General features: G+C 37.7%; 25 protein-coding genes, 2 tRNA genes and 1 other annotated feature (1 of these 28 running past the window's edge). Of the genes, 3 read left to right on the top strand and 24 right to left on the bottom strand.

The window, feature by feature from the left end; all coding sequences use genetic code 11:
* Window positions 1–157: a binding site (T-box leader), on the bottom strand (it extends 68 nt beyond the left edge of the window).
* Between the two features lie 128 nt (window positions 158–285).
* A complete protein-coding gene (locus CFK37_RS13340) occupies window positions 286–474 on the top strand; it encodes a hypothetical protein (protein WP_089062317.1) in 189 nt (62 codons plus the stop codon).
* Here CFK37_RS13340 and CFK37_RS13335 read toward each other — a convergent pair.
* The 8 genes from CFK37_RS13335 to hemA form a co-directional block, all read right to left on the bottom strand.
* Entirely contained in the window at window positions 471–1,211 is a 741-nt protein-coding gene (locus CFK37_RS13335; protein WP_157724853.1) for a hypothetical protein, read from the bottom strand. The genes CFK37_RS13340 and CFK37_RS13335 overlap by 4 nt on opposite strands.
* Window positions 1,212–1,301: 90 nt before the next feature.
* Window positions 1,302–2,396: a stage VI sporulation protein D gene (gene spoVID, locus CFK37_RS13330; RefSeq protein WP_157724852.1), complete on the bottom strand. Its 1,095-nt coding sequence runs from the start codon at window positions 2,394–2,396 to the stop codon at window positions 1,302–1,304.
* A 468-nt stretch (window positions 2,397–2,864) separates the two neighbouring features.
* Window positions 2,865–4,154: a glutamate-1-semialdehyde 2,1-aminomutase gene (gene hemL, locus CFK37_RS13325; RefSeq protein WP_089062314.1), complete on the bottom strand. Its 1,290-nt coding sequence runs from the start codon at window positions 4,152–4,154 to the stop codon at window positions 2,865–2,867.
* A gap of 28 nt (window positions 4,155–4,182) precedes the next feature.
* Window positions 4,183–5,163, bottom strand: coding sequence for a porphobilinogen synthase (hemB, locus tag CFK37_RS13320; RefSeq protein WP_089062313.1), 981 nt, complete (start codon window positions 5,161–5,163; stop codon window positions 4,183–4,185).
* A gap of 6 nt (window positions 5,164–5,169) precedes the next feature.
* Window positions 5,170–5,937, bottom strand: a complete 768-nt coding sequence (locus CFK37_RS13315) for a uroporphyrinogen-III synthase (RefSeq protein WP_089062312.1) — start codon at window positions 5,935–5,937, stop codon at window positions 5,170–5,172.
* Window positions 5,937–6,866: a hydroxymethylbilane synthase gene (hemC, locus tag CFK37_RS13310; RefSeq protein ID WP_089062311.1), complete on the bottom strand. Its 930-nt coding sequence runs from the start codon at window positions 6,864–6,866 to the stop codon at window positions 5,937–5,939. The genes CFK37_RS13315 and hemC overlap by 1 nt, the downstream gene beginning before the upstream one ends.
* A gap of 15 nt (window positions 6,867–6,881) precedes the next feature.
* Window positions 6,882–7,700: a cytochrome c biogenesis protein CcsA gene (gene ccsA, locus CFK37_RS13305; protein ID WP_089062310.1), complete on the bottom strand. Its 819-nt coding sequence runs from the start codon at window positions 7,698–7,700 to the stop codon at window positions 6,882–6,884.
* A gap of 18 nt (window positions 7,701–7,718) precedes the next feature.
* Entirely contained in the window at window positions 7,719–9,092 is a 1,374-nt protein-coding gene (gene hemA, locus CFK37_RS13300) for a glutamyl-tRNA reductase (protein WP_089062309.1), read from the bottom strand.
* Between the two features lie 225 nt (window positions 9,093–9,317).
* Here hemA and CFK37_RS13295 point away from each other — a divergent pair, with 225 nt between their 5' ends.
* Window positions 9,318–9,800, top strand: coding sequence for a LiaI-LiaF-like domain-containing protein (locus CFK37_RS13295; RefSeq protein ID WP_089062308.1), 483 nt, complete (start codon window positions 9,318–9,320; stop codon window positions 9,798–9,800).
* 66 nt (window positions 9,801–9,866) lie between these two features.
* Here CFK37_RS13295 and CFK37_RS13290 read toward each other — a convergent pair whose 3' ends face one another.
* The 16 genes from CFK37_RS13290 to CFK37_RS13215 form a co-directional block, all read right to left on the bottom strand.
* Window positions 9,867–10,607 (bottom strand): amino acid ABC transporter ATP-binding protein, encoded by a 741-nt coding sequence (locus CFK37_RS13290; RefSeq protein ID WP_089062307.1) that lies wholly within the window; start codon window positions 10,605–10,607, stop codon window positions 9,867–9,869.
* 15 nt (window positions 10,608–10,622) lie between these two features.
* Window positions 10,623–11,285 (bottom strand): amino acid ABC transporter permease, encoded by a 663-nt coding sequence (locus tag CFK37_RS13285; protein WP_089062306.1) that lies wholly within the window; start codon window positions 11,283–11,285, stop codon window positions 10,623–10,625.
* 65 nt (window positions 11,286–11,350) lie between these two features.
* Window positions 11,351–12,169, bottom strand: coding sequence for a transporter substrate-binding domain-containing protein (locus CFK37_RS13280; RefSeq protein WP_089063662.1), 819 nt, complete (start codon window positions 12,167–12,169; stop codon window positions 11,351–11,353).
* A gap of 537 nt (window positions 12,170–12,706) precedes the next feature.
* The gene (gene yihA, locus CFK37_RS13275) at window positions 12,707–13,288 is read right to left on the bottom strand and encodes a ribosome biogenesis GTP-binding protein YihA/YsxC (RefSeq protein ID WP_089062305.1); all 582 of its coding nucleotides are present in this window, start codon (window positions 13,286–13,288) and stop codon (window positions 12,707–12,709) included.
* Window positions 13,275–15,605, bottom strand: a complete 2,331-nt coding sequence (lon, locus tag CFK37_RS13270; RefSeq protein WP_089062304.1) for an endopeptidase La — start codon at window positions 15,603–15,605, stop codon at window positions 13,275–13,277. The genes yihA and lon overlap by 14 nt, the downstream gene beginning before the upstream one ends.
* 256 nt (window positions 15,606–15,861) lie before the next feature.
* Window positions 15,862–17,139 carry an ATP-dependent protease ATP-binding subunit ClpX gene (clpX, locus tag CFK37_RS13265; protein ID WP_089062303.1) on the bottom strand — a complete coding sequence of 426 codons (1,278 nt, stop codon included), beginning with the start codon at window positions 17,137–17,139 and terminating at the stop codon, window positions 15,862–15,864.
* A 454-nt stretch (window positions 17,140–17,593) separates the two neighbouring features.
* Window positions 17,594–18,880 (bottom strand): trigger factor, encoded by a 1,287-nt coding sequence (gene tig, locus CFK37_RS13260; protein ID WP_089062302.1) that lies wholly within the window; start codon window positions 18,878–18,880, stop codon window positions 17,594–17,596.
* A 143-nt stretch (window positions 18,881–19,023) separates the two neighbouring features.
* Window positions 19,024–19,998 carry a tetratricopeptide repeat protein gene (locus tag CFK37_RS13255; protein ID WP_089062301.1) on the bottom strand — a complete coding sequence of 325 codons (975 nt, stop codon included), beginning with the start codon at window positions 19,996–19,998 and terminating at the stop codon, window positions 19,024–19,026.
* 133 nt (window positions 19,999–20,131) lie between these two features.
* Window positions 20,132–20,205, bottom strand: a tRNA-Arg gene (locus CFK37_RS13250).
* A gap of 18 nt (window positions 20,206–20,223) precedes the next feature.
* A tRNA-Gly gene (locus CFK37_RS13245) sits at window positions 20,224–20,297 on the bottom strand.
* Window positions 20,298–20,404: 107 nt separating this feature from the next.
* Window positions 20,405–20,926: a metallophosphoesterase gene (locus CFK37_RS13240; protein ID WP_089062300.1), complete on the bottom strand. Its 522-nt coding sequence runs from the start codon at window positions 20,924–20,926 to the stop codon at window positions 20,405–20,407.
* A gap of 18 nt (window positions 20,927–20,944) precedes the next feature.
* A complete protein-coding gene (locus CFK37_RS13235; protein WP_089062299.1) occupies window positions 20,945–21,538 on the bottom strand; it encodes an XTP/dITP diphosphatase in 594 nt (197 codons plus the stop codon).
* Entirely contained in the window at window positions 21,535–22,308 is a 774-nt protein-coding gene (gene rph, locus CFK37_RS13230) for a ribonuclease PH (protein ID WP_089062298.1), read from the bottom strand. The genes CFK37_RS13235 and rph overlap by 4 nt, the downstream gene beginning before the upstream one ends.
* A gap of 243 nt (window positions 22,309–22,551) precedes the next feature.
* Complete coding sequence (locus CFK37_RS13225) at window positions 22,552–23,634, bottom strand: GerMN domain-containing protein (protein ID WP_089062297.1); 1,083 nt, start codon at window positions 23,632–23,634, stop codon at window positions 22,552–22,554.
* Between the two features lie 119 nt (window positions 23,635–23,753).
* Complete coding sequence (racE, locus tag CFK37_RS13220) at window positions 23,754–24,569, bottom strand: glutamate racemase (RefSeq protein WP_089062296.1); 816 nt, start codon at window positions 24,567–24,569, stop codon at window positions 23,754–23,756.
* A gap of 23 nt (window positions 24,570–24,592) precedes the next feature.
* Window positions 24,593–25,045 carry a MarR family winged helix-turn-helix transcriptional regulator gene (locus tag CFK37_RS13215; protein ID WP_089062295.1) on the bottom strand — a complete coding sequence of 151 codons (453 nt, stop codon included), beginning with the start codon at window positions 25,043–25,045 and terminating at the stop codon, window positions 24,593–24,595.
* 300 nt (window positions 25,046–25,345) lie between these two features.
* On the opposite strand from CFK37_RS13215, the gene CFK37_RS13210 reads away from it, so the two are divergent.
* The gene (locus CFK37_RS13210; RefSeq protein ID WP_089062294.1) at window positions 25,346–25,570 is read left to right on the top strand and encodes a helix-turn-helix domain-containing protein; all 225 of its coding nucleotides are present in this window, start codon (window positions 25,346–25,348) and stop codon (window positions 25,568–25,570) included.
* Window positions 25,571–25,603 lie beyond the last annotated feature (33 nt).

Here is a 25,603-nt window from a genome sequence, read left to right as displayed (position 1 = left end):
TATATTGTTAACGGAGTTTATCCGGCTTCTTCTACTATCATTTCAAAGAAGCAGCATCATGGGCGACATTCCAAGTCAACATGCCTGGGAAATTCTCAGCTTATATTTCCCTCTCTTTAGGTGTTACCTTGTACTCTTCCCATTTCATTGCCTTTTATTTTCTATTTATTCATATTACCCACTAATCTTTATAAAATCAACTATTATTACTATATCCTGCACAAAAATGATTGCTTTAAACATATTATAATAAAAATAAGTAATTATGTGAAGGGTGTGAAAAAAATGGCACGATACTATCGCTACAAAATTCCACCATGGTGCAGACAGTGTATTTGCGTAATTGAGAAGGTTACACTGCCAATTTTAATTTTTCAGCTAATCCGGACGTTATTTTTCCCGACCACTTTTGATGTATTTTTATTAGGCATTATACTTGGTATTTTTATAGCCTTTTATTTAGAGTGGATTTAATCATCTGAATCGCCTGGTTTTGCTGCTAGGTTATTGATGGTCCAACCTAACATCCCGGTTGCAAAACGGTGCAGCCGATTAAGGATAATAGTATGTTCCATCATGGATTTGCTCGTTGCTCTTGTCGCATAATCTTCAACAGCTTGAAAGTATTCAGTCGGATCAAGTAAATATATTCCCAGTAATTCCAATTCAACTTGTTCGAGTTGATTTGATTCCAAATATACTCCGAAATTTTCTGTAAGATCGGTATCCTGCCATTCAAAATACGTTACGTGGCATCGAATCATAGCAACAACGTCCAATACAGCACTTCCATTAAAATAATGTTCATGACTATTTTTATACAAATGTCTTTTTACTAACAAATGCTTAATATTTTTATCGCCAAAACAACGGCAATATTTCCATTCGCTAATTTGCAGGAGTTCAGAATTAAATCGTTCAATACGGTTAAACAGTTCATTAAACAAATAATTGATATCACGATAGTGGGTACAAACCATTAATTCAACTGGTGACATGTACCGTTTTTGCTCAAATTCTTCTATATACTGATCAAATCGTTCCTGAAACTGGATGCATTTTTTATGATAATGCATAAAATTTTCCTGGACTTTTTCTTTATCAATTGAAATGCTTTGGGATGTCTCCTGATGGGCGTAGCCAATTTTCTGAAATGTTTCTGGCATGGTTAGCTTTTCCCCATATGTATTTAGCCTCTTACTGTTATCCATAGAATTCCCCGCATTCGAAAACACTTAACCCCCTTGCCACAGCCAGCAAGGGGATAGGTGATTTTTTTGTCAATACTTTTTTTCAATATTTTACTGCTTAAATGGAATATAGAGCAACTGGCCTTCACTAATCGTTTCATCATCCAGATGATTTTGTTTGGAAATTTGAAGTGGATTAACTCGGTACCGCTCTGCAATTGTTTCGATCGTATCATTGTCCTGTACAATACATAATCTCATTTTCGAGTAACTTTCTTCATCCTCCCTAAATATATTGGACAAATAATCTATTCTCTCCCCATCAGTATCTTCCATTTTATTTTTCTCTGTTGATTTTAGTGATGACTTGGGTGAATTACTATGGGTTTCTTCCACCAATTCCACTTCTTCATCATACCTGTCTTCTGCAGTTGACTGGGGTTGCTGTAATTTTGTTTCCTGTTGTGATGGGTGGAATTCCACTTCTTCCACTTCCGAAGGTTCTTCTATTTTCTCTTCTTCGTGTGGCTCTTTCTCACGTTGTGCCTCTTCATATTGTTCCTCTTCTTGCTGTTCCACTTCAACAGTATTTTCCGGTCGTACTAATTCCTCAGTTTCTTCCTTCTGTTGTTCATTCTTTATTTCAGGCTCCGCAAATTGTTCTTTTATATCAAAACGAAATGAATCTTCTTTATTAAAAGCTAAGCCTTCCTCTTTTTGTTCTGTAATTTCTTCTGACACTTCACTATTTGCCGGGTTTTCAACACTGTCATTTATCCCCTGAATTGCTATAACCGATGTTAATCGAAGCTGATTTTGATCAGGTATTTCATAATCAAAGTATTCAACTGATACTGTGACATCGTTCATGTCATTGACACGATAAATTGGAACAGAGATTTCTACAGGAAAACGGTGAGAAAAAGACAGTTCTCCCCTTTCACCATCAAATACCTGTTCCACATAACGTTTGGAAGAAAAATCGTCACTGTCATCGGGATTATTTTCCCATATGTCAGCCTCATGCACCCTTTGATAGTTCCCATTTAATTCAATTACCCCTCTAATTGATATATAGTCATTAAATGGTTGAATAGATATTTCAGGCTCCAATGAAATCCCAAGAATTTCATCAACTCCCTGTCCTCGTTCAAAATATAGTGATTCATTCAACTCAAAACTAAACACAGCATTATCCTGCGACAAAATACCCCTCCTCCTTCCTGACACTTAAAAATAAACATATGTTTTATATCACTATATGAAACAAGGTCGGAATATATGAATAAGAAACGAAAAGCGAAGGCGACTGGTCAGAAGCGGACGCATAAGCAAGGAACCGAAGAACGCATGGGTTTTGCGTTCGTAGTGTTATTTGCTTATGACGGCAGCTTCTAGGAGCTGCAGCTGGACAAGAAAAGCGGAGGCGACTGGTCAGAGTAACAAAAAACATGCCACCTATTTAATCGATGACATGCTGCCTATTACCTTCATTATGATGTTTTCGCACAGTCTGTTGCTAATATCACCGTAATTGATATAAATTGCGACGTACCAGCAACACGAAAAATGCGCTAGGTTGCTTTCCGCGGCGGTGGATTAAAGCGGAAATCGCGTTGCTGTTATGTCGAGTTTATGGTTTTTCTATCAAAAACAATAATCTTATTAGAAAGCCTATTTATTTATCGAAGCAAAGGCATTTCTTATTGCCCTGATAGTAAATTCTATATCTTCATCAGTGTGTGCTGTTGAAAGAAACAGTCCTTCAAATTGGGAAGGCGGAAGGAAGATGCCTTCTTCTATCATTGCCCGATAATATTGGGCAAAATAATCCAAATTCGCTTTTTGAGCGCATTCAAAATTAATGACTGGCTCATTAGTGAAGAACACTCCAAGCATCGATCCAGCACGATTAATGTGCAACGGAATGTCAAAGTCGATCGCAGCTTGTTTAAACCCTTCAATTAATCGATCCAATTTATCATTGATCTGTGAATAAGACTCGCGGGTCAACGCCTGTAACGTTTCATACCCGGCTACCATTGCCAATGGATTTCCGGATAACGTTCCTGCCTGGTAGATGTTACCGGAAGGAGCAATTTTTTCCATTATCTCACGTTTACCCCCGTAAGCACCTACCGGAAGTCCTCCACCAATTACCTTACCAAGACAGGTTAAATCAGGAGTTACACCAAAATGGCCCTGTGCACAGTCATAATCTACTCGAAATCCTGTCATTACCTCGTCAAAAATAAGAACAGTCCCATGCTCATTTGTAATGGACCGTAATTCTTGCAAGAAATCGTTTTTCGGTGGAACAACACCCATATTTCCTGACACAGGCTCCACAATTACGGCTGCTAATTCGCTGCCATAATTAGCAAATGCAAGCCGCAGACTTTCAATGTCATTATACGGAACAGTGATTGTATTTTGCGCAATTGATTCAGGCACTCCCGGACTGTCTGGCAAGCCTAATGTTGCTACACCTGACCCTGCTTTAATCAACAGTGAGTCACCATGTCCGTGATAATTACCTTCAAATTTTAATATTTTATCACGGCCTGTATATCCTCTCGCAAGGCGCAGCGCACTCATGGTTGCTTCTGTACCTGAATTAACCATTCGCACCATTTCAATGGATGGCACACGGTCAATTACTGTTTGAGCAAGTTTGTTTTCTATTAATGTAGGGGAGCCAAAGCTTGTCCCTTTTGCAGCAGTCTCTTTTAACTTATCGACTACACGCTCATCCGCATGCCCGTGAATTAATGGGCCCCAGCTTAAGACATAATCAATATATTCATTTCCATCAATATCTTTAATTTTGGATCCCTTACCAGATTCCATAAAGATCGGTGACATACCAACTGATTTAAATGCGCGAACAGGGGAATTTACTCCTCCTGGCATGATATCCACCGCTTCTTTATATGCATCTACTGATTCATTAAACTGTCTCATTCATATTCACCTCATCACTATTTTTTATTTATTCGCTTAACCAAATTGCCACGTCTTTTGCAAAATAAGTAATGATTAAATCAGCACCAGCACGCTTCATTGATGTGAGTTTTTCCATTACTAAAGCTTTTTCATCAATCCAGCCATTTTGTGCAGCTGCTTTAACCATTGCATACTCACCGCTAACGTTGTAGGCTACAACCGGGGCATGAAAATTATCTCTGATTTCCCTTACCACATCAAGGTATGAAAGAGCAGGCTTCACAATTAAAAAGTCCGCACCTTCCTCGATATCTGACTTTGCCTCGCGAATTGCTTCTAAACGATTGGCGGGATCCATTTGATAGGTCTTTCTGTCACCGAATTGTGGTGTACTATCTGCAGCTTCACGGAATGGACCATAGAATGCGGAGGAATATTTAACCGCATAGGACATAATCGGAATATTTGTATATCCTGCCTTATCAAGCGCACTGCGAATTGCGATAACAAAACCATCCATCATGTTGGATGGCGCAATAATATCCGCGCCAGCTTCTACTTGTGAAACAGCTGTTTTTGCTAGCAAGGTCAATGATTCATCATTTTCAACATCCCCATTATGAACAACTCCGCAATGGCCATGAGATGTAAACTCGCATAAGCATGTGTCAGCAATAATAAGTAGTTCAGGCACTTCCTGTTTAATCAGACGAATAGCTTGTTGTACAATACCATCATGTACAAAAGCTCCAGTCCCTTTCTCATCTTTATCATCTGGAACGCCAAAAACGATAACAGAAGGTATTCCTAAATCCCGAACTTCTTTCATTTCGTCAACAATATTGTCAAGTGACAGTTGAAATACACCGGGCATTGACGAAACTTCATTACGAATTCCTTCCCCCTCAATAACAAAGAATGGATATATTAAATCCTCTTTTCGAAGATGCGTTTCCCGCACCATTGAACGCATAGTTGCAGATGATCGAAGTCTGCGATGCCGTTTAAAGTTTAAATGATTTGCCATGACTATCTATCCCTTCTCTTTTATGTAATGGGCAATTTTTTCAACCATACCCTCAATTGTAAACTGGTTGGGCACAAGAATTTGAACAAAACCTAGCTCCCTTGCACGTTCTTCCGTAGTCGACCCGATACAAACACAGGGTAATTGTTGTGCCTGCTGTACTTGTCTATCACATCCGCATTCCATAAATGCTTCCACTGTCGATGGGCTTGTAAACGTGATAAAGTCCGGACTGCCTTGCTTCAACGTGTTGTTCAGCAGTAAATGGTTCTCTGTGTTTGATGTTGTTTCATACATAACGAGTTCATCAAAGGCCAGGTCATTTTCGCTAAATGCTTGCTGGATAACCATCCGTGACCTGCTCCCTTTGACAATCAGCAATGGTCCATTTATTGTTATTTCCTGCATATATTCCATAGCCATTACCTCCGCATTATACACAGAAGGTACAAAACTTGCAGTAGTTCCGTATTGTTTTAGTGCCATTTCCGTTTTATGTCCAACAACAGCAAATTTGACAGTGTCATTCAGTGTCTTACTGTTGAACTCTTCGAAAAAGCAATGAACACCATTCGCACTTGTGAAAATAATCCATTGATAGTTGGACAATTGTTCAAGCAAGTGGGGATCACCCTTATAGTGCCTGCAGGTAATTTTTAAAAGAGGTATGACAATTGGCACACCTCCTAAGTCTGCCACCAAATCGGCAAACGGCTTAGACTGATTCTCTTCTCTCGTAATCAAAATCCGCTTATCCCGTAATGCCCGTAACATTACTCATTAAGCCCCTCTTTCACCTCATCTACTATATCTTTCGCACCGCGGTCAATCAGCTTCTCAGCAGCTTCCCGGCCAACAGCCTCGGGATCCGTTCCGCGGACTGTTTCCTTGAGGACAACTTTTCCATCGGCACTAGCGACAAGGGCTGTTAAAACAAGTTCCTCATTCTCAAGAAAAGCGTAGCCTGCAATTGGTACTTGGCAGCTTCCTTCTAGAAGTTTTAAAAATGTCCGTTCTGCTGTTACGGTTTTGGTTGTAAAAGCATGGTTAATTTTTGCAAGCATTTCCTGTACTTCAACATCACTCTCACGGGACTCGATTGCCAGCGCCCCTTGTCCAACAGCAGGTACACAAACTTCAGGTTCTAGGTATTCGGTAATAAGACTTTCATTCCAACCGACACGTTGCATACCGGCAACTGCTAAAATAATAGCGTCATAGTCTTCCTCTTGCAATTTGCGCAATCTTGTTTCAATATTGCCACGTACTGACTTTATCCTTACATCCGGGCGCTCAGCCAGAACTTGCGCTGCCCTTCGCAAACTGCTTGTCCCAACTATTGCTCCATCAGGTAAATCACTTAATTTCACATGATTTTTGGCAATATAGGCATCACGATGATCAGCACGTTTCGGTATAGATGAAATAATCAGGCCATCAGGCATTACAGAAGGCATATCCTTCATACTGTGAACAGCGAAGTCTATTTCCTTATCGTACATAGCCTGCTCTATTTCCTTTACAAAAAGTCCTTTACCTCCAACCTTTGATAACGTGACATCAAGAATTTTATCCCCTTTAGTCACAATCTTTTTTGTTTCAAATTCATTTTGAACGCCAGCCTTTTTTAACTCATTAATAACCCAATTTGTCTGGGTAACCGCAAGATTGCTTTTTCTCGTACCAACAATTATTTTACGCATGTTTCTTTCTCCTCCTTAAAAGTGGAAATTAGATAATAAACTAAATAATAAAAAGTTAATAATTAATATTAAAAATGCTGCCGTATTATAGATGGATATTGCTTTGCCCTGATACCTTTTTATCACGCGAAGTAACAGGTAAAGAACATATACAGCCAAAACCAAAAAGGATCCAAATGTTTTTAAATCAAACCAATAAAATTCTTCGTTAGCGACATACGCCCAGACTACACCAAGGATAATACCAAGTAATAATAATGGCACCCCAAGGGTAACCGCCATAAATGAATACCGGTCAAGTTGCTTTAAATCACCAAGTCTTCGAATCCACCTCATTCCCTGCTTATTCTTAAGTAACCTATACTGGACCAGGTACATGATCGAAAGTAAAAACGATAAGGTAAAAAAGCCATATGAAACAATTGAAAGTGTAATATGGGTAATCAAAATTTCATTGACCAGCTGTACACCTTGCTCAAGCCCTTCTCGTTTTGCTTTCGTTAATATATATAATAGTAAAATAAAAAATCCAAATAAATTTGTGAAAAAGACAATAAAGTGAATAGAAAAAAGCCGATTAATAATTAATGAAAGTGTTACAAGCACAAAGGAATAAAAAAACAATCCATCGTATAGAGACAGAATTGGAAAGCTATTTTCCAAAAATACTTGTTTGCATAAAAAAAAGCTCTGAATAATCCAAACCATACTAAGTAACCAGAAGGCGATCCGATTTGCCTTCTGGTTACTTTGAATAAAGTCAATGAAGTAGCAGGTCAAACTTAAGCCATAAATAATTAAAATAATTTCATATAGCCATCGTGATTCAAACATACTTATTATCCTTTCATCTTAATTGGTTGATAGCTTATCTACTAAAGGAAAGGATATTTTTCCATTCGATTCTGTTTCATTCACTGTAGTGTTTTTTTTAGATTGCTTGTCCATTTCTTTTTGGACTTCTTCCTTAATCCCAAATATCTCCATGAACAATTCCAGCTTTTCATCTGAATCTTTGCCAGCGGCAAGTTCTTTAGCTTGTGTTACCGGTTCTTTTAATAATTGATTAATAATACTTTTCGTGTGTTTATTTAATACTTTCTTTTCCCTGGTGGAAAGCTCAGGCATTTTCCGTTCAATGCTTTCCATCGTATCTGCCTGGATGGATAATGCCTTTTGTCTGAGTGCTGATATAACTGGAACAACCCCAAGCGTTTGCAGCCATTCTTTAAAGGTGACAATTTCCTTTTCAACCATGACCGCTATTGATTCTGCAGCCTTTTGCCGTGAAGCAAGATTTTGATCAACAATATCCTGTAAATCATCAATGTCGTATAGAAAAATACTGTCTAATTTACCTACCTCTGGGTCAATATCACGTGGTACAGCTATATCAACAAGAAACAATGGACTGCCTTTACGTTTCCTCTGAATTGGATCAAGCATTTCTCTCGTTATAACTACTGAATCAGCCCCAGTTGAGCTAATTAAGATATCGGCATCATGCAAAACATCCATAAGGTTTTCTGCATGTTCGGAAACAGCGCCGAATTTTTCCGCCAATTCAACCGCTTTTTCAAATGTACGGTTGATCATTGTAATTTTTGTTGCACCCGACCCCTGAAGATTCTTTACAGCTAATTCACCCATTTTACCAGCACCGAAAATGACAATATGCTTATTTTGCAAGTCACCAAATATCTTTTTGGCAAGTTCCACTGCAGCATAACTAATAGACACAGCATGCTCGCTAATTGCTGTCTCTTTATGTGCCTTTTTGGCAAATGTAATAGCTTGTTTAAATAATTCGTTTAAAATGGTTCCGGTTGTTTTCATTTTTTGAGCGGTTAAAAATGCCTGTTTTACCTGCCCAAGAATTTGAGTTTCACCCAGCACCATTGAATCAAGCCCGGCAGCCACTTTAAATAAGTGCTCGACCACGCCATCACTCTCTTCAATTCGTAAATAAGAAGAGAATTCATCTTGTTCCAGCTGAAACCACTCAGATAAAAATTGTTTTATATAATAACGTCCAGTATGAATTTGATCAACTACCGCATATATTTCAGTACGGTTACATGTAGAAACAATAACATTTTCCAAAATACTTTTTTGTGTTTTTAGAAAGAGCATAGCGTGATCCATGTCCTGTTCAGAAAATGTTAGTTTTTCCCTGATTTCAACTGGGGTTGATTTATAGTTAATTCCAACTTTTAGTATGTGCACATGATCTACCCCCAACAAATCTTAAAACATAATGCTTTCATTATAATTAGTATAACATAGAAAATAATTTCGACTTTTGATAAAATGTGAACAGATTTCGAATCAATTATGATACGATTATTATTAGATAATCATTTTAAACTAACTCGTATGTACTTTATCATAACAGGTGGTTATAAGCAAGGAATCTACCTGTTTAAAAGCGTATACAGAAAGGGATGCATTATGAAAAAACAACATGCTTTTGCAGGGTATTTATTAATCGGAATTGGCTTATATTTCCTGCTAAGCAAACTGAAACTTCCGATAATAACAGACTTTTATTCTTGGCCTACGCTTCTTATTATTATCGGTCTAGCGTTCCTTATACATAGTTATAAAACAAAAGACTATCAGCACTTGCTCGGAGGCACCATTATACTTGGTCTTGGTATTCATTTCCATGGGATTAATCACTATTCTTTTTGGATTGATCATTGGGGAGTATATCCGCTAATAATAGGTATTGCATTCATTGTACGATTTCTTAAAACGAAGGAAGGTTTTTTACCAGGCCTTATACTTATCGTATTATCCTTGATCGTTATTTTTTCCGTTAATTTACCACCATATTTGAATTGGATATATCAAATTTTGGAATTTGTTGAACAGTTTTGGCCAATTGTTTTAATAATCCTTGGAGTTTATTATTTAAAAAAGAAAAAATAAGAAAGAGGCAGTTCAATGGACTGCCTCTTTCTTTGCATACGTCATAGTTTATAGATTTGTGGCCAATTATAAAATAGAACTTAAGAATTCTTTTGTACGTTCTTCTTGTGGATTATCGAAAATGTCTTTTGGAACTCCGCCCTCAACTATCTTACCATCGTGCATATATACGACCCAATCGCCAACTTCCCTGGCAAATCCCATTTCGTGTGTTACCACAACCATCGTCATTCCCTCTTCAGCAAGTTCTTTCATTGTAGATAGTACTTCGCCAACAAGTTCAGGGTCCAATGCTGATGTAGGCTCGTCAAACAACATAACATCCGGCTTCATGGCTAAAGCACGGGCTATCGCGACACGTTGTTTTTGCCCTCCAGATAATGTTGAAGGGTATACATTATACTTATCACCAAGGCCAACTTTGTCTAAAAGCTCCTTACCTTCCCTGATTGCCTGATCTTTTTTGACACCTTTTACTTGCGTAGGTGCTTCGATTACGTTGCCAATAACTGTTTTATGAGGGAATAGATTAAAATGTTGGAATACCATACCTACGCGTTCACGAACTTTGTTTAGATTATGTGTATCTTTCTCAACTTGTTCGCCTTCAATTATGATTTTACCGTTATCCTTCATCTCAAGAAAGTTTAGACAGCGCAGCAAGGTACTCTTTCCAGATCCGCTGGCACCAATTAATACAACAACATCGCTCTCCGTTACTGTCATATCGATATCTTTTAGTACATGTAAATTACCAAATGATTTATTTAATTTTTCAACCCTAATCATTTCCTGTTTTTCGCTCATACTATACCCCCTAAGTTAATCACTTCTAGCCATTCTTTTCTCGAGTTTATTCACAATTAAAGTAAGAATTAGGACTATAAATAAGTAATAAACCGCTACTGTTAAATAGTATGGCAGGTAATCAAAGTTGTTTGAACCTTGCGTACTTGCGACACCGAATAGTTCCTGCATTCCAATAAAAGAGACTAGTGAGGAATCTTTAATTCCAATAATAAATTGATTACCAAGCGATGGAACCGCACGTCGAAAGGCCTGTGGCAGGATAATTCTGCGCATGGTAAGACCTTTAGTCATTCCAAGTGTACGTCCTGCTTCACTTTGACCTTTATCAATCGATTGAATAGATCCACGAATAATCTCAGCTATATATGCCCCACTATGGAAAGCCAGTCCCGCTGTTCCGGCCCAGAACGGGGAAAGAAGCACAATTTCAGCCAATCCATAATAAAGGACAAATATTTGTACAATCAACGGTGTTCCGCGGACAATCCATATATAGGCATCCGCAATCCATTCTAAAACTTTTATATTAGAGATCTTAAAAATAGCAAAAATCAAGCCAATTATAAAAGCAATAGCTAATGATGCTGCTGACAATAGAAATGTTAATTTAAGTCCTTCTAAAAACAAATCATAACTGCCTATAAATACTTCAAAAAAGTGTGTAATTGCTGACAAACAGTTCACTCCTTTTAAAGGGACAAATGTGCGCAGAGTCTGCGCACATTTGTATCCTAAAACTATTATTTTATTTCTTTAGGTTCTTTGGTGATATCGACACCAACCCATTCCATTGCCAATTCTTTCAATTTACCACTTTCTTTTAACTCCTGTAATGCTTCATTAACCGCTTTTTGTAACTTATCATTATCCTTTGCAACGGCCACTGCCTGTTCACTTACACCTAATTGTCCACGGCTTTCAATTTTCAAGCCGTTTTCAATAGCAGTTTCACCAGTAATTTTATCTGTGATTACTGCATCATGATGGCCTTTTGCTAGTGATTGCAATGCAACTACATCACTATCCACCTGAGGTATATTTTCTGTATATTCTTTAGCAATATCTACATAAGTAGATCCTCTTGATACTGAAATTTCCTTACCCTTTAAATCTTCAGCTGACTTGATATCACTATCAGGCCGAGTATATATTACAGGACCGGAATAATAATAGGGTTCTGAAAAATCGACTTCTTTTAAACGATCCTCTGTAATTGTATGACTTGCCACCGCAACATCATAACGACCTTGTTTAACGCCAGTAACAATTCCGGCAAATTTAGCTTTCTGTTGAACAGGTTCTAAACCAAGTTTTTCGGCAATTGCTTCCCCGACTGCGATGTCATATCCTACCATTTTGCCATCCTTCATAAAACTGAACGGTTTGAATTCCCCAGAGGCAGCAAATGTAAGTTTGCCATCCTCCACCAGCTTAAATCCTTCATTATCACCTGAGTCTTTTTCACCACTATCACTTGAGTCTGAACCTTCTTCGGACCCACATGCAGCCAAAATGAATGCTAAAAGTCCAATAATAAACAAAATATTCAGTTTTTTAATCAACCAACCACCCTTTCTCTGTTTAGTAGTTCATATATAACTTAGTATGTTACGAATCTATCTTTCAGAACTGTATATTTTATTATAGCAAGTTGACAGACAATATACGAATTTTCTATCATTCTGTATTTCAGACAATTTGTACAAATACGTTGTTCTCATAAAAATATCTTCTGATACCTTACAAATACCCCCAAATACATAAAAATACTCTTTATATGTCGGAAAATTTCGGCTTATTGATAAGGCACGATGGATTTTAGGTTTTCTAGGGATTAATAATAGCGCGAGTTGACCGTTTAACAACGTACAAAACACGCCTGAGCAAGAGGGTATTTTAATCGAATATCCTTCCTTTTGAAGTCCCGCCAGGAATTCCGCTAGTAGATGTGCGCTGGAGCTAGACGATATATTATACACTTTTATCTCTTATAAAAATACTTCGCATCGATGTGGGAAGTAGGTAACTAACATCAATACGAAGTCTTATAATAAAAGTAATTGAAATCTTGTCTCGTTCGAGCGTGGGCCACCTTTCTATAAATATTTTCTGATAGTGGACCATGCTTCATCTTTTCCTTCGCCTGTTTCAGATGAGAAGGGAATAACCGGATCTTCTATTACCATATCAAGTGTATCTCTCGTACGCTTTAGATAAGATGCCCGCTTGCCCTTGGTGATTTTATCCAGTTTAGTTGCGATGACGATAACAGGAAGGTCAAAGTGTTTTAAGAACTGATACATATTACTATCATCACCAGTTGGTTTATGACGGACGTCTGTAATCAGTATAACAGCTTTTAATGTATCTCTTGTTTCAAAATATTCTTCCATCATAACGCCCCACTTTGCGCGCTCTGCCTTTGATACTTTGGCATAACCATAACCCGGAACATCTACAAAATAAAAGAATTCATTTATTTTGTAGAAGTTTAATGTTTGTGTTTTTCCAGGTTTGGAGGATGTTCGCGCCAGGTTTTTACGATGAATTAATCGATTAATAAAAGAAGATTTTCCAACATTTGATCTGCCTGCCAATGCAATTTCTGGCAAACGATCATTTGGATATTGTTTTTGGCTTACCGCACTGATAACAATTTCTGCGTTATTTACTTTCATATAGGTCCCCCACTAACGCATACTTAAGAACTTGATCTAAATGATTAACCTTAACAAAAGTCAATTCACTTCGTACACTTTCCGGGATATCATCAATATCCTTCTCATTTTCCTCAGGAATAATAATCGTTGTAATACCCGCTCTATGTGCACTTAGGGATTTTTCCTTTAGGCCTCCTATGGGCAATACACGGCCTCGCAAAGTAATTTCCCCCGTCATTCCCACTTCTTTTCTTACCGCGCGTCCAGAAAGGGCAGAAACCAAAGCGGTTGCCATTGTAATACCTGCAGACGGACCATCCTTGGGTGTTGCACCCTCAGGTACATGAATATGAATATCATATGTTTCATGGAAATCAGGATCAATATTTAATTCTTCTGCTCTTGATCTTATATAACTAAAAGCAGCCTGAGCAGACTCTTTCATAACGTCGCCAAGTTTTCCTGTCAAGGTTAGTTTCCCTTTACCGGGATAATGAGAAACTTCAATTGATAACGTATCCCCACCGGCAGCAGTATATGCCAAACCGGTTGCTGTACCAACTTGGTCTTCCTGTTCCATTTGGCCATAACGGAAAACAGGTTTCCCAAGTAAATCCTCTATATTTTTTGCTGTAACGACAACCCTTTTCTTGTCTTCTGATACAATGATTTTTGCTGCTTTTCGGCATAGGCGGGCAATTTGACGTTCTAAACTACGTACTCCCGCCTCTCTGGTATATGTCCTGATTAATTTCAATAACGCTTCATCACGCAGTTGTAAATTACCTTTTTTAAGCCCATTTTCCTTCAGTTGTTTTCCAAGCAAATGTTCTTTTGCGATATGAAGTTTTTCAATTTCAGTATATCCGGCAATTGAAATAAGTTCCATCCTATCTAACAATGGGCCAGGAATATTGTTCACATAGTTTGCAGTTGCAACAAATAAAACATTAGATAGATCATAGGTTTCCTCAATAAAGTGGTCACTGAAGTTACTGTTTTGTTCTGGATCCAAAACCTCCAGCATTGCTGAAGATGGATCACCCCTAAAATCATTGGACATTTTATCTATTTCATCTAAAAGAAAAACAGGGTTTATCGTTTGTGCCTTTTTCATACCTTGGATAATTCGACCGGGCATAGCACCAATATATGTACGGCGGTGACCCCTGATTTCAGCCTCGTCACGTACCCCGCCCAAGGAAATACGAACAAAATTTCGATCAATAGCACGAGCAATCGATTTGGCCAGAGAGGTTTTACCAACGCCAGGAGCTCCAACAATGCATAGGATTGGTCCCTTTATTGAATTAGTAAGCTTCTGCACTGCCAAGTATTCAAGTACACGTTCTTTCACCTTTTCGAGGCCATAATGATCTTCATCCAGAATTTTATGTGCATGTTCAATATCGATAGTGTCCTGTGTTTCATTTGTCCAAGGCAGTGCAATCAGCCACTCTAAATAATTGCGTATAACGGAGCTTTCGGCTGAACTTTGTGGCACTTTTTCATATCGATTCAATTCTTTTAAAGCAACTTCTAAAACCCGGTCAGGCATATCAGATTTTTCAACTTTAGTGCGAAGTTGATCGACTTCTCCTGTTTTTCCATCTTTTTCTCCAAGTTCTCTCTGAATCGCTTTTAATTGTTCACGCAAATAATATTCTTTCTGTGTTTTTTCCATTGAGTTCTTTACGCGATCCCCGATTTTCTTCTCTAAGTCAAGAACCTTTTTTTCATTTGAAATAAGTTTAATTAAGCGCTGAATTCGCTTTTTTACATTCGCTGTTTCTAGTAGTTCCTGCTTATCTTTCAATTTGAGAGATAAATGCGATGTCACAATATCCGCAAGATGACTAGCTTCCTCTATATCGGTAACGGTTTCTAACGTTTCATGATTAATTTTTCGTGATACTTTAATATACTGTTCAAACTGGTTTAATAAGGAACGCATTAATGCTTCTTCTTCATTTTTATCCCCGCGTTCCTCAACTATCTCTGCAACCTCAACGACGAATTGCTCTTCTTCTTCCACGAATTGAATTACTTCAGCACGATACAATCCTTCCACTAAAACACGAATTGTACCATTTGGTAATTTGAGCATTTGTTTTACATTTGCCACAGTTCCAATTCGATATATATTCTCAGGATCAGGATCATCCACACTTACTTTTTTCTGTGCAGCGAGGAAAATAGTTTGATCTTCCATCATTGCTTTTTCCAGTGCCTGTATCGACTTTTCCCGTCCAACATCCAAATGAATGACCATAGATGGTAAAACGAGTAACCCGCGTAATGGAAGGAGGGAAAGTTGAATTGTTTTATCTGTCATCGTATGTATACCTCCATAATTGTCATATTCCGCATATATCATTAAAGTTTATAGAAAAGATTGCCATTTGTAAATGTATATGGTCCTTTTCGGGTTTATGTGCGAGGTCCCTTACTAGTATTACCGAATTAATAGCATGTATGAAGAAAAAGAAAAAGACTGACTTTGGCTAGAAATAATTAGAACCTCTACCTCATGTAATAGGAAGAGCTAATTATTTCTTACCAGTCAGTCTTAAAATTTTATTCACAAACTATTATGCACTCTCTTTAGGCAATGGCTTATTGTCGTCCTTCACAGTGCCGTCCTTAAAGATAAGTTTTGGACTGCCATCTTCCAATAAGACTGTTTCTTTTGTAATGACGCATTTTTCAATGTCGTCACGTGAAGGAAGCTCAAACATTACATCAAGCATTAATCCTTCAATTATTGAACGCAATCCTCGTGCACCTGTTTTTCGTTCAATGGCATTTTTTGAAATCTCAATTAGTGCATCTTCTTCAAATTCTAATTCAACATCATCCATAAGGAATAATTTTTCATATTGTTTCACTAATGCATTTTTGGGTTTAGTTAGAATTTCAACAAGTGCTTCCTCGTCTAATGGTTCCAATGCCCCAATAACTGGCAGCCTTCCGATAAACTCTGGAATTAACCCATACCGTAAAAGGTCTTCTGGTAATACTTTTGAAAGCAGTTGACCAACTTCAAGATCCTGTTGTTGATCGTCTGCACCAAATCCAATAACTTTTTTACCTAGACGGCGCTTGATAATCTGATCGATACCATCAAATGCTCCGCCACAAATGAACAGGATATTGGTTGTATCAATTTGGATAAACTCCTGATGCGGATGCTTACGGCCACCTTGAGGAGGAACACTGGCAACTGTACCTTCAAGTATTTTTAGCAATGCCTGTTGAACTCCCTCACCAGAAACATCCCGTGTAATGGATGGGTTCTCTGATTTTCGTGCAACCTTATCAATTTCGTCAATATAAATAATTCCTTTTTCAGCTTTTTCAACATCATAATCAGCTGATTGAATAAGCTTTAAAAGTATGTTCTCAACATCTTCCCCAACGTAGCCTGCTTCCGTTAATGAAGTCGCATCCGCAATAGCAAATGGCACATTTAGAATTCTAGCTAACGTTTGAGCAAGTAATGTTTTACCACTACCGGTTGGTCCAAGCATTGCAATATTACTCTTAGACAACTCAACATCGTCATTATTTTTTGGAGAATTGATTCGCTTATAGTGGTTGTACACAGCTACAGATAAATTTTTCTTTGCCTTATCCTGACCTATTACATAATCATCCAGTATTTCGCAAATTTCTTTTGGCTTAGGTACTTCTTTAAATTCAGTTTCTTCTTCCGTACCAAGCTCCTCTTCAACGATTTCTGTACAAAGATCAATACATTCATCACATATATAAACTCCTGGACCAGCAACTAGTTTTCGAACCTGATCCTGACTCTTTCCGCAAAAAGAACATTTTAATTGACCTTTTTCTTCATTAAACTTAAACATTCCATTTCACCCCTAAAAGTTTAAATCTACTCCTAATTTGACCTACATAGGATTCAACTTTCATAGCCCATCATATCAGAACAAAGTTAGAATACAAAACAAAATACTTTACTGCATTTATTTTCTAATTATGGACAAACAAATAAAAAAGTCAAATCATAACCGTTATGTTTTTTATTTGTCTTTAAACTATTTTTATACGTTTAAGTAAAAGAAAGTACTATTAGCATATGTATAAAACTACTTGAGATTACTTTCTTTCTTAATTAATATTTGCTAAGTACAGTTTCTTACGTACGTTTTAAAAAACATTGGCTATCGCCAGAACTGATGGCGAACCCTTTATTCCTTTAAAATTTATTTTTGCTTAAGTAAGTGTAAAACAAGGCACGAAATTATCGTGCCTTGTTAGTAATTGCCTCATTTGGTTTTAAATAAACATTGATATTACTAATTATACTGTTTTACTTTCCTCAACTAAGAAATCCATCGCTCTTTTGAATTTCAAGTCTTCTTTAATTGCATCAGTATTGCCGCCAAGCATCTGTTTTAATTGATTGATGTCTGTTTGATACATGGATGCCATATTTTCAAGTTCCTTATCAACATCTTCATCAGAAACTTCCAGGTTTTCCTCATTAAAGATCGCTTCAAGCGTTAAATTTGTCTTAACGCGTTTTTCAGCATCATCTTTCATTTGTTCTTTTAATGCATTTTCATCTTGACCAGAAAATTGGAAATACATTTCCATTGTCATGCCTTGCATTTGCAGACGCTGTTCGAATTCTTTAACCATACGGTCAAGCTCAGTAGTTACCATAGCCTCTGGAACGTCAACCTCAGTATTGTCTGATGCTTTTTCAATTAGTGTTTCACGCTTTTGATTTTCAGCGTCTTGTTTCTTTTGGGCTTCCAATTCAGCTTTTTTCTTCGTTTTAAATTCATCAAGTGTCTCTACTTCTTCATCTAAGTCTTTTGCGAATTCATCATCAAGTTCTGGTAATTCTTTTGTTTTGATTTCATGAACTTTCACTTTGAATGTCGCTTTTTTACCAGCGAGATCTTCTGCATGATATTCTTCTGGGAACGTGATATCAATTTCTGATTCTTCCCCAGCTTTCTTGCCTATCAGTTGTTCTTCAAAGCCAGGAATAAACTGCCCGGATCCGATTTCAAGTGAATGATTTTCACCTTTTCCACCTTCAAATGCTTCTTCATCCATGAATCCTTCAAAATCCATCACAACTGTATCGCCATCTTCAACATTTCCTTCTTCTTTGACGATAAGCTCAGCATGATGCTCTCTTTGATGTTCCAATTCATGATCAACATCCTCATCCGTTACTTCTACAGATTGTTCTTCAACCTCTAACCCTTTATACTGTCCAAGCTTAACTTCGGGTTTTACAGTTACTTTTGCAGTAAACACAAGATCCTTACCTTGTTCAATCTCTTCAATATCTACCTCTGGTTGTTCAACAGGTTCAATTCCTGTTTCTTCAACAGCGCTTGTATACGCAGTCGGCAATACAATATCAACAGCATCCTGGTATAGTGATTCTACACCAAAGCGGTTTTCGAAAATTTTACGTGGTACTTTTCCTTTACGAAATCCAGGGATTTGTACACTCTTGACAACCTTCTTAAATGCTTGATCCAATGCCTTATCAAACTCTTCGGAACTAACTTCAATCGTTAGAACCCCTTCATTACCTTCTTGTTTTTCCCATTTTGCTGACATATAATTCCCTCCAAAATCTATTGATTCCATTCATTTTTTACAGGTCACTAGTATTTGATGTCTAAAATAGAATAATCAAATTTACAACCATATCATTATAACATAATTACTATGTCTTTCAAGCATTTGCAGCATTACCCGCGTTACTCTTCAATGATGCTCAAATATAGTGTTTCACATAATTTTATTTCATCTTGATACCGTTCCACAATGTGTCCGGGCTTAGTGTCTGACTTTGTTCTTACGCCCAAGTTGGTTTCCCCTATGACAGTGAGTGCCTTAGCTATCTTTTCCACATCATCACTTGCAGGCATAATTGGGAATCTGACATAAATATAGCGATATAATAGCACTTCCATTAATTGATATAATGTTGGATTATTCGATTCAATTTTATTGATTAGTAATAAAATTTGCTTATAGGTACCATTTGCTTGTATATCCGTAATCTGGCTGGGATTAATCTCTGCCTGCATATCCAACTTATGTATATGGACATCTTCATCACACCCACTGTCCTTGAGCCATAAAAAAATAGCAGTCTTTGTCACGGGATGAACATGGTCATTTACTAATAACTTTTCTGTTGCTAAGGAAGGTCTGGCTTGCAGTTTACGTAGACTTTCAATGGACCTCCATTGTTTTGCATGATTCTGTTCTTTTACCGCTTCCCGCAATTCACTTATGTATTCCGTATGTTTATCATCTTCAATCTCAACATTCAATTTTTGACTCATATCATATAGTTGTTGAAATTGTTCCCTCATTGGCCCGGGAAGATCAGCTGCTTCATATTCGTATTCAACTTGCTCCATCAACTTTTTATACTGATTGGTTTGAAAAAGAATAGTTAAATAAATATGTACATAATGATAGTAATTCTCATTTTTATTAGCTAACAAATGTTCATTAAGCTCCTGTGCTTCTGTGTATCGGTCTAGCTCCATCAGACAGATAAGTTTACCAATCACTATTTCGTGGTTGTTTACCTGAAAGTCAAGCAGCTGATCCAATTTATGCAGGGCTTCTTCATACCTTTTCTCCTTTAAAGCAAGTAAACTATCTTCTTCTAATGTCTGTTTCCACTTAGGAAATAATATGACCTTTTCATTATTCACTAATTACTCACCCCCTCCCCTTATTCTAATACAAAACATATTTAAAATATACATTCCCCAAAATCCAAAAACTAAACAAATGTATATAAATAAGAAAGAGAACCTATATAAAAATAGATTCTCTCTCTTGTGATGTCCCAGGCAGGATTCGAACCTGCGACCCACAGCTTAGAAGGCTGTTGCTCTATCCTGCTGAGCTACTGGGACAAAATGATTTATTATGTATGGAGCGGGTGAAGGGAATCGAACCCTCATCATCAGCTTGGAAGGCTGAGGTTTTACCACTAAACTACACCCGCACAATCAAGATTTCCATTTAACGGACAAGATTCATTATATGCACTAGGCCAATATTTGTCAATAGATATCCAAAAAAATTATCTGTTAGAGGCTTATTAATCATTGATTAATAAGCCTCTAACAGTGAAGTATGGCAGGTCAATTCATCCACAATGTCACCGTCTAATGTATAAAAAGAGACACATATATCATCAAGCTTATCCCATTCCATTATGGCATACGTCTTTTCCTTGATCCTTCTTGGCAGTCGAATGCTTCCCGGATTTATAAACAATTGATTTCCCACTTTTTCAGCACCAGCAACATGTGTGTGCCCAAATCCTATCACCTGTGCTCCGAGTTCCTCAGCACGGTAGGATAATGTTGTGAGCCCGCTTTTCACCTGATGTAAGTGTCCATGTGTTACCAAAACCTGCAAACTATCAATTTCTACAGTCTGTTCATCAGGCAAGCGGTTGTCATAATCGCAATTGCCCCTGACTTTTACAAATCCGTCGAGCTGCTCTGCATCTAATTCCAATTCTGAATCACCACAATGAACAAGAAGATCAGCATCTACTTGATTTTTTATGTTGGATAATTCGCTAGTCAGTCCATGACTATCACTCACGAATAAAAGTTTTGCCACTTGCTCTCACTCCCTGATTTACAAGGTCTTTATCCATTCGTCCAACTGCATAATTGCATTCGCGCGATGGCTGATATCACTTTTTTCTTGAGGCAGTAACTCTGCCATCGTTTTAGTGGATTGTTGTGGGATAAAAATAGGATCATATCCAAATCCATTATTACCTCTCGGCTTTGTTGCTATTGTTCCCTCACATGTACCTCTGTGGAGGGTAGTCTTTTCGCCTGGAGCGGCGACCGCTAAAACGCAAACAAAGCGTGCGGTGCGCTTTTCCATAGGCACATCTTCAAGGTTATTCAATGCCTTTGCAACGTTTGCCTGATCATTTTTTTCCTCACCAGCATATCTTGCTGAATAGACTCCTGGCTCTCCGTTTAAAGCATCGATTTCTAACCCCGAGTCATCAGAAAGGACAGGAACTTGCAATAACTCTGAAATTTGTTCTGCCTTTAGCGTTGCGTTTTCCTCAAACGTTGTTCCCGTTTCCTCTACATCAGGAATATTTCCAGGTAAATCCAATAACGATAACGCCTTTATATCGTATTCTAGAAAGAAGTCGATAAATTCTTTAGCCTTTCCTTTATTTTTAGTAGCAATTATGATTTCCTTCATTGTTTCTCACCTGCTGCATGTCCACTCTTTGTTTCGCCAACTTTACTTGCAAGTTCACCAAGGACTTCTTTCTGTTTTTCAATTATCTCCTGCAGACCTTTCGTAGCAAGTTCCAACAGGTTTTGTAATTGCTGGTAAGAAAAGGTTGCTTCTTCTCCAGTCCCCTGAATTTCAACAAATTCCATTGCCCCTGTCATCACTATGTTCATGTCTACCTGCGCAGTAGAATCCTCTTCATAGTTTAAATCCAGGATTTCTTTTCCATCTTCCAAAATACCCACGGATGTAGCTGCAAGAAAATTTGTAACAGGCATTTTATCAATAGTTTTTGCATCCAGCAATTTTCCAAATGCAAGCACCACTGCAACAAAAGCACCTGTTATTGATGCTGTCCGCGTACCACCATCAGCTTGAATCACATCACAATCAACCCAAACCGTACGCTCGCCAATTTTATTTAAATCCACAACGGATCGCAGGGCTCTTCCAATTAACCGTTGAATTTCCATTGTGCGCCCGCTTACTTTTCCTTTTGATGATTCGCGAATATTCCGCTTATCCGTAGCCCTGGGAAGCATTGCATATTCTGCAGTGATCCATCCTTTCCCTTGACCGCGTAAAAATGGAGGCACTCTATCCTCTATGCTGGCGTTACAAATAACCTTCGTATCACCGACATGAATTAAAACCGATCCTTCCGGGTGTTTGATAAAATCCACTGTCATATTTATGTCCCGTAATGTATCCAAATCCCTATTATCATTTCTCAAGCTAAAAACGCCTCCTTAATTCCAAAACTAATGGTAACATATTTTTACAAAATCAAAAACTTTATACCCCGCAACATCAGAAAATCATGGCTTGTCGTTAAATCTATGGAGAAAGCCAAAGATATTCTTATATTTTATCCATATAAGTTACTTCACAGATTATAAATTTTGTCTCAAAAAAATCTATTGGAAAACAGGCTCTTCCTAAAAAGTAAAAAAAGGCTGCTAAACAGCCTTTTAAAGTTATAATTTACCAGTTGGCATTACCATTTTCTTGGTAACCGGCTCTGTATATGCTTTTCCGCTTTCATTGAACACCTGTTTGACTTTGTTCACTTTTACATCAACCGCTTCCACTTCTTTATCCTCGGTAAGTGTTCTTACCAATGTCTCCATCACCTGATCGGAAATTGTTGCCTGATCCTTATCCATTAAGATATCATCACTAAATACTAACTTAAGCACACCGTCATTTAATTGTGGCTCTTCTGTTAATGATACGGATGAATTAAATACTTGCACTACATTGTTATTATATTTTGACCCGTCAATCAATGCACTTACAATTGATTCATATTCGTTTTTATCATCCATCTTTATATGCTGTGTAACCGGAACAAAGTAATTTAAATCGTCTTGAGCTGCTGGATAATAAAGGGTAACTGGCGTGCTACCAAGATAGTCAATTGTATCTGTTTGAATCATATTAATACCATTTGCCCTTGAATAGCCATCTGATACCGGTGTACCGTTAACAGGCATAGAATCTACAGGATAACCATTGATCCAAAGTTTAACTTTATCTACGCTGTCAAACTGGGTCAATGTATATGTCATTGCTTGTAATATTTCCAGTTCTTGTTCTGCCTTATAATCTTTGAAATTATTGGATACATCCACAATCATGGTTCCATCTTCCTGTAAATCTAGACCGAGAACTTCGGTGCCTGCCGGAAGTACTGCCTGAAAACCGTTTGGCAATAGCTGTGTAACTGGCCCATCTTTTACTAGATATTCCAAAGCCTGTGTGGCAACTTCTTTTGTAGCCGGAAGCTCCAGTGTTTGCGGCACAACCATTCCGTTAGAATCAAGCAAATATAACTGTGTCTCCTGTGTCTCAGTTGTTTTTTCAGCTTTTTCTTTGGAACTCTTTTCCGTTGCATTTTCCTTTGTTGCCTTCGCATCCTTACCTTGTGTGTTGCTTACTTCTGTTGCGTCCTGTGGTGGATCAACCTTCTCCAGTGATTGCTCCCCCTGAAAACAACCAGTTAATATCACAGAAATACTAATTATACCTGTCACTATAAACATACCGCGCATTCGCATGTTATTCCCTCCTACGATGGTTTGTACTACTATATATACGAGCCCATCGTAAAATTAGACCAACCTATAATGAAAAAATTTTTAGGGTTATAGAAAAAAAGACCCTTTTCAGGATCTTTTTAACTAATTACGGTGTGTTCAATGGCTACTGATTGGGCATTGCTTTCCGAACTATTAAAAATACGCTTCGCAATTTTTTCAAAGATCTCCAGTTCCCCTGTCGTAAAGAATTGGTGATTAGGAATCCGCTCTCCTTTATAAAGCAATTCATGGTATTCCAGTATGGTACTTGTTTCGCGGGCAGTTTCTTCGCTGGATGAGATAATCGATACATGATTACCCATAAATTGCTGTATGGTATCCTTAATTAATGGGTAGTGTGTACAACCTAGGATCAATGTATCAATATGGTTATTCTGCCTTATCGGCTCCAGGGACTCAGAAACGATTTGAAAGGTGGTATACCCATGTAACATTCCTTTTTCCACCAATGGTACAAACAAAGGACAGGCAAGGGCATCTATATGAATCTTTGAATTAATGTTTAATAGCGCTTGTGGGTATGCATTACTGCGTATTGTCCCATCTGTTCCGATAACACCTATGTGCATATTCTTTGTGGCATTAATAGCAGCACGTGCCCCAGGATTAATAACACCTAAAACGGGGATATCCAAATGATTCTGTAATTCGGTTAGTGTAAAGGCAGTAGCTGTATTGCAAGCGACAACAAGCATTTTTATTTTTTTTTCTAACAGGAAATTCACCATTTCCCATGTGAATTTTTTTACTTCTTCCTCAGATCTTGGGCCATAGGGACACCTCAATGTATCCCCGACATATAATAGTTTTTCCTTAGGTAACTGACGCATTAATTCATGTGCAACGGTTAGACCCCCCACACCTGAATCAATAACTCCGATTGCTTGATCCAATGATTATCGCCTCTTCTATGCTGTTATTTTTCATTTACTAGTTTCATCTCTTTATACAAAAATGTCAAAAGTTTGTTTAACATTTCAGTTTCCTCTAAAGAGAAATTCGTCAGCACTTTTCCTAAATAATCCTGACGTTTCCTGATTACCTCATGGATAATTCTATTGCCTCTTTCTAAAACATGAATGCGTACAACGCGACGATCATTTAAATCGCGTACACGTTCAACCAATTCATTTCTTTCCATTCGGTCAACCAAATCAGTCGTAGTACTGAATGCCAAACTAATTTTATTTGATAACTCACCAATCGTTAAATCGCCCTCTTCCATCAACCATTGCAGAGCGACAAACTGTGGTGATGTAATTGGATAGTTATTTAATATTTTACGTCCATTCTGTTTGATAACCCCAGCTATGTATCGAAGCCTTTTTTCAGTGTCGGCTATAGCTGCAGCGGATACGTCATTTTCCAAGCGGTTTACCTCCCATATACTAGTTCCTCAATGGTTTTATTTTAACACAACATGAATACTTATACTTATAATATAGTGTCCATGCGTATATTTGGTACATTGTTTACATTCACTATTAAGAAAAGCACAATCTTCCGTTATAAGGCAAAGTGGTGAAGTTGACTGAAGACCAGGCTACTCATAACAATCCGGATGGGAATCAAAAATGTGTGCACTGATTATAACGGGATTCATAAGCTATAATGACTAAATAATTTCCCTTCATTTATCAGCTTTATGTCAGCAAGGAGGGGTTAACATTTGAAGGACAACGAATATAAACCAAAGCAATTATTAACGAAACGGGAAAAAGAAGTATTCGAATTACTCGTACAAGATAAAACCACAAAAGAAATTGCCCAGGAACTATTTATTTCTGAAAAAACTGTCCGAAATCACATTTCAAATGCTATGCAAAAATTAGGAGTCAAAGGGCGATCGCAAGCTGTGCTTGAGCTTATTCGTATGGGAGAATTAAAGCTCTAAAACAAACCGACTATCACTTAATGATAGTCGGTT

The sequence above is a fragment of the Virgibacillus phasianinus genome, assembly GCF_002216775.1.
In the GTDB taxonomy this organism is placed as follows: domain Bacteria; phylum Bacillota; class Bacilli; order Bacillales; family Amphibacillaceae; genus Virgibacillus_F; species Virgibacillus_F phasianinus.
The sequence above is the reverse complement of the archived record's forward strand: the minus strand, read 5'-3'. Positions and strand labels throughout refer to the sequence as shown.

Coding starts and splice junctions, on each gene's coding strand:
- CFK37_RS13340 (WP_089062317.1), top strand. CDS start 286: ATGGCACGATACTATCGCTACAAAATTCCACCATGGTGCAGACAGTGT.
- CFK37_RS13335 (WP_157724853.1), bottom strand. CDS start 1,211: ATGGATAACAGTAAGAGGCTAAATACATATGGGGAAAAGCTAACCATG.
- hemL (WP_089062314.1), bottom strand. CDS start 4,154: ATGAGACAGTTTAATGAATCAGTAGATGCATATAAAGAAGCGGTGGAT.
- hemB (WP_089062313.1), bottom strand. CDS start 5,163: ATGGCAAATCATTTAAACTTTAAACGGCATCGCAGACTTCGATCATCT.
- CFK37_RS13315 (WP_089062312.1), bottom strand. CDS start 5,937: ATGTTACGGGCATTACGGGATAAGCGGATTTTGATTACGAGAGAAGAG.
- hemC (WP_089062311.1), bottom strand. CDS start 6,866: ATGCGTAAAATAATTGTTGGTACGAGAAAAAGCAATCTTGCGGTTACC.
- ccsA (WP_089062310.1), bottom strand. CDS start 7,700: ATGTTTGAATCACGATGGCTATATGAAATTATTTTAATTATTTATGGC.
- CFK37_RS13295 (WP_089062308.1), top strand. CDS start 9,318: ATGAAAAAACAACATGCTTTTGCAGGGTATTTATTAATCGGAATTGGC.
- CFK37_RS13290 (WP_089062307.1), bottom strand. CDS start 10,607: ATGAGCGAAAAACAGGAAATGATTAGGGTTGAAAAATTAAATAAATCA.
- yihA (WP_089062305.1), bottom strand. CDS start 13,288: ATGAAAGTAAATAACGCAGAAATTGTTATCAGTGCGGTAAGCCAAAAA.
- lon (WP_089062304.1), bottom strand. CDS start 15,605: ATGACAGATAAAACAATTCAACTTTCCCTCCTTCCATTACGCGGGTTA.
- clpX (WP_089062303.1), bottom strand. CDS start 17,139: ATGTTTAAGTTTAATGAAGAAAAAGGTCAATTAAAATGTTCTTTTTGC.
- tig (WP_089062302.1), bottom strand. CDS start 18,880: ATGTCAGCAAAATGGGAAAAACAAGAAGGTAATGAAGGGGTTCTAACG.
- CFK37_RS13235 (WP_089062299.1), bottom strand. CDS start 21,538: ATGAAGGAAATCATAATTGCTACTAAAAATAAAGGAAAGGCTAAAGAA.
- CFK37_RS13225 (WP_089062297.1), bottom strand. CDS start 23,634: ATGCGAATGCGCGGTATGTTTATAGTGACAGGTATAATTAGTATTTCT.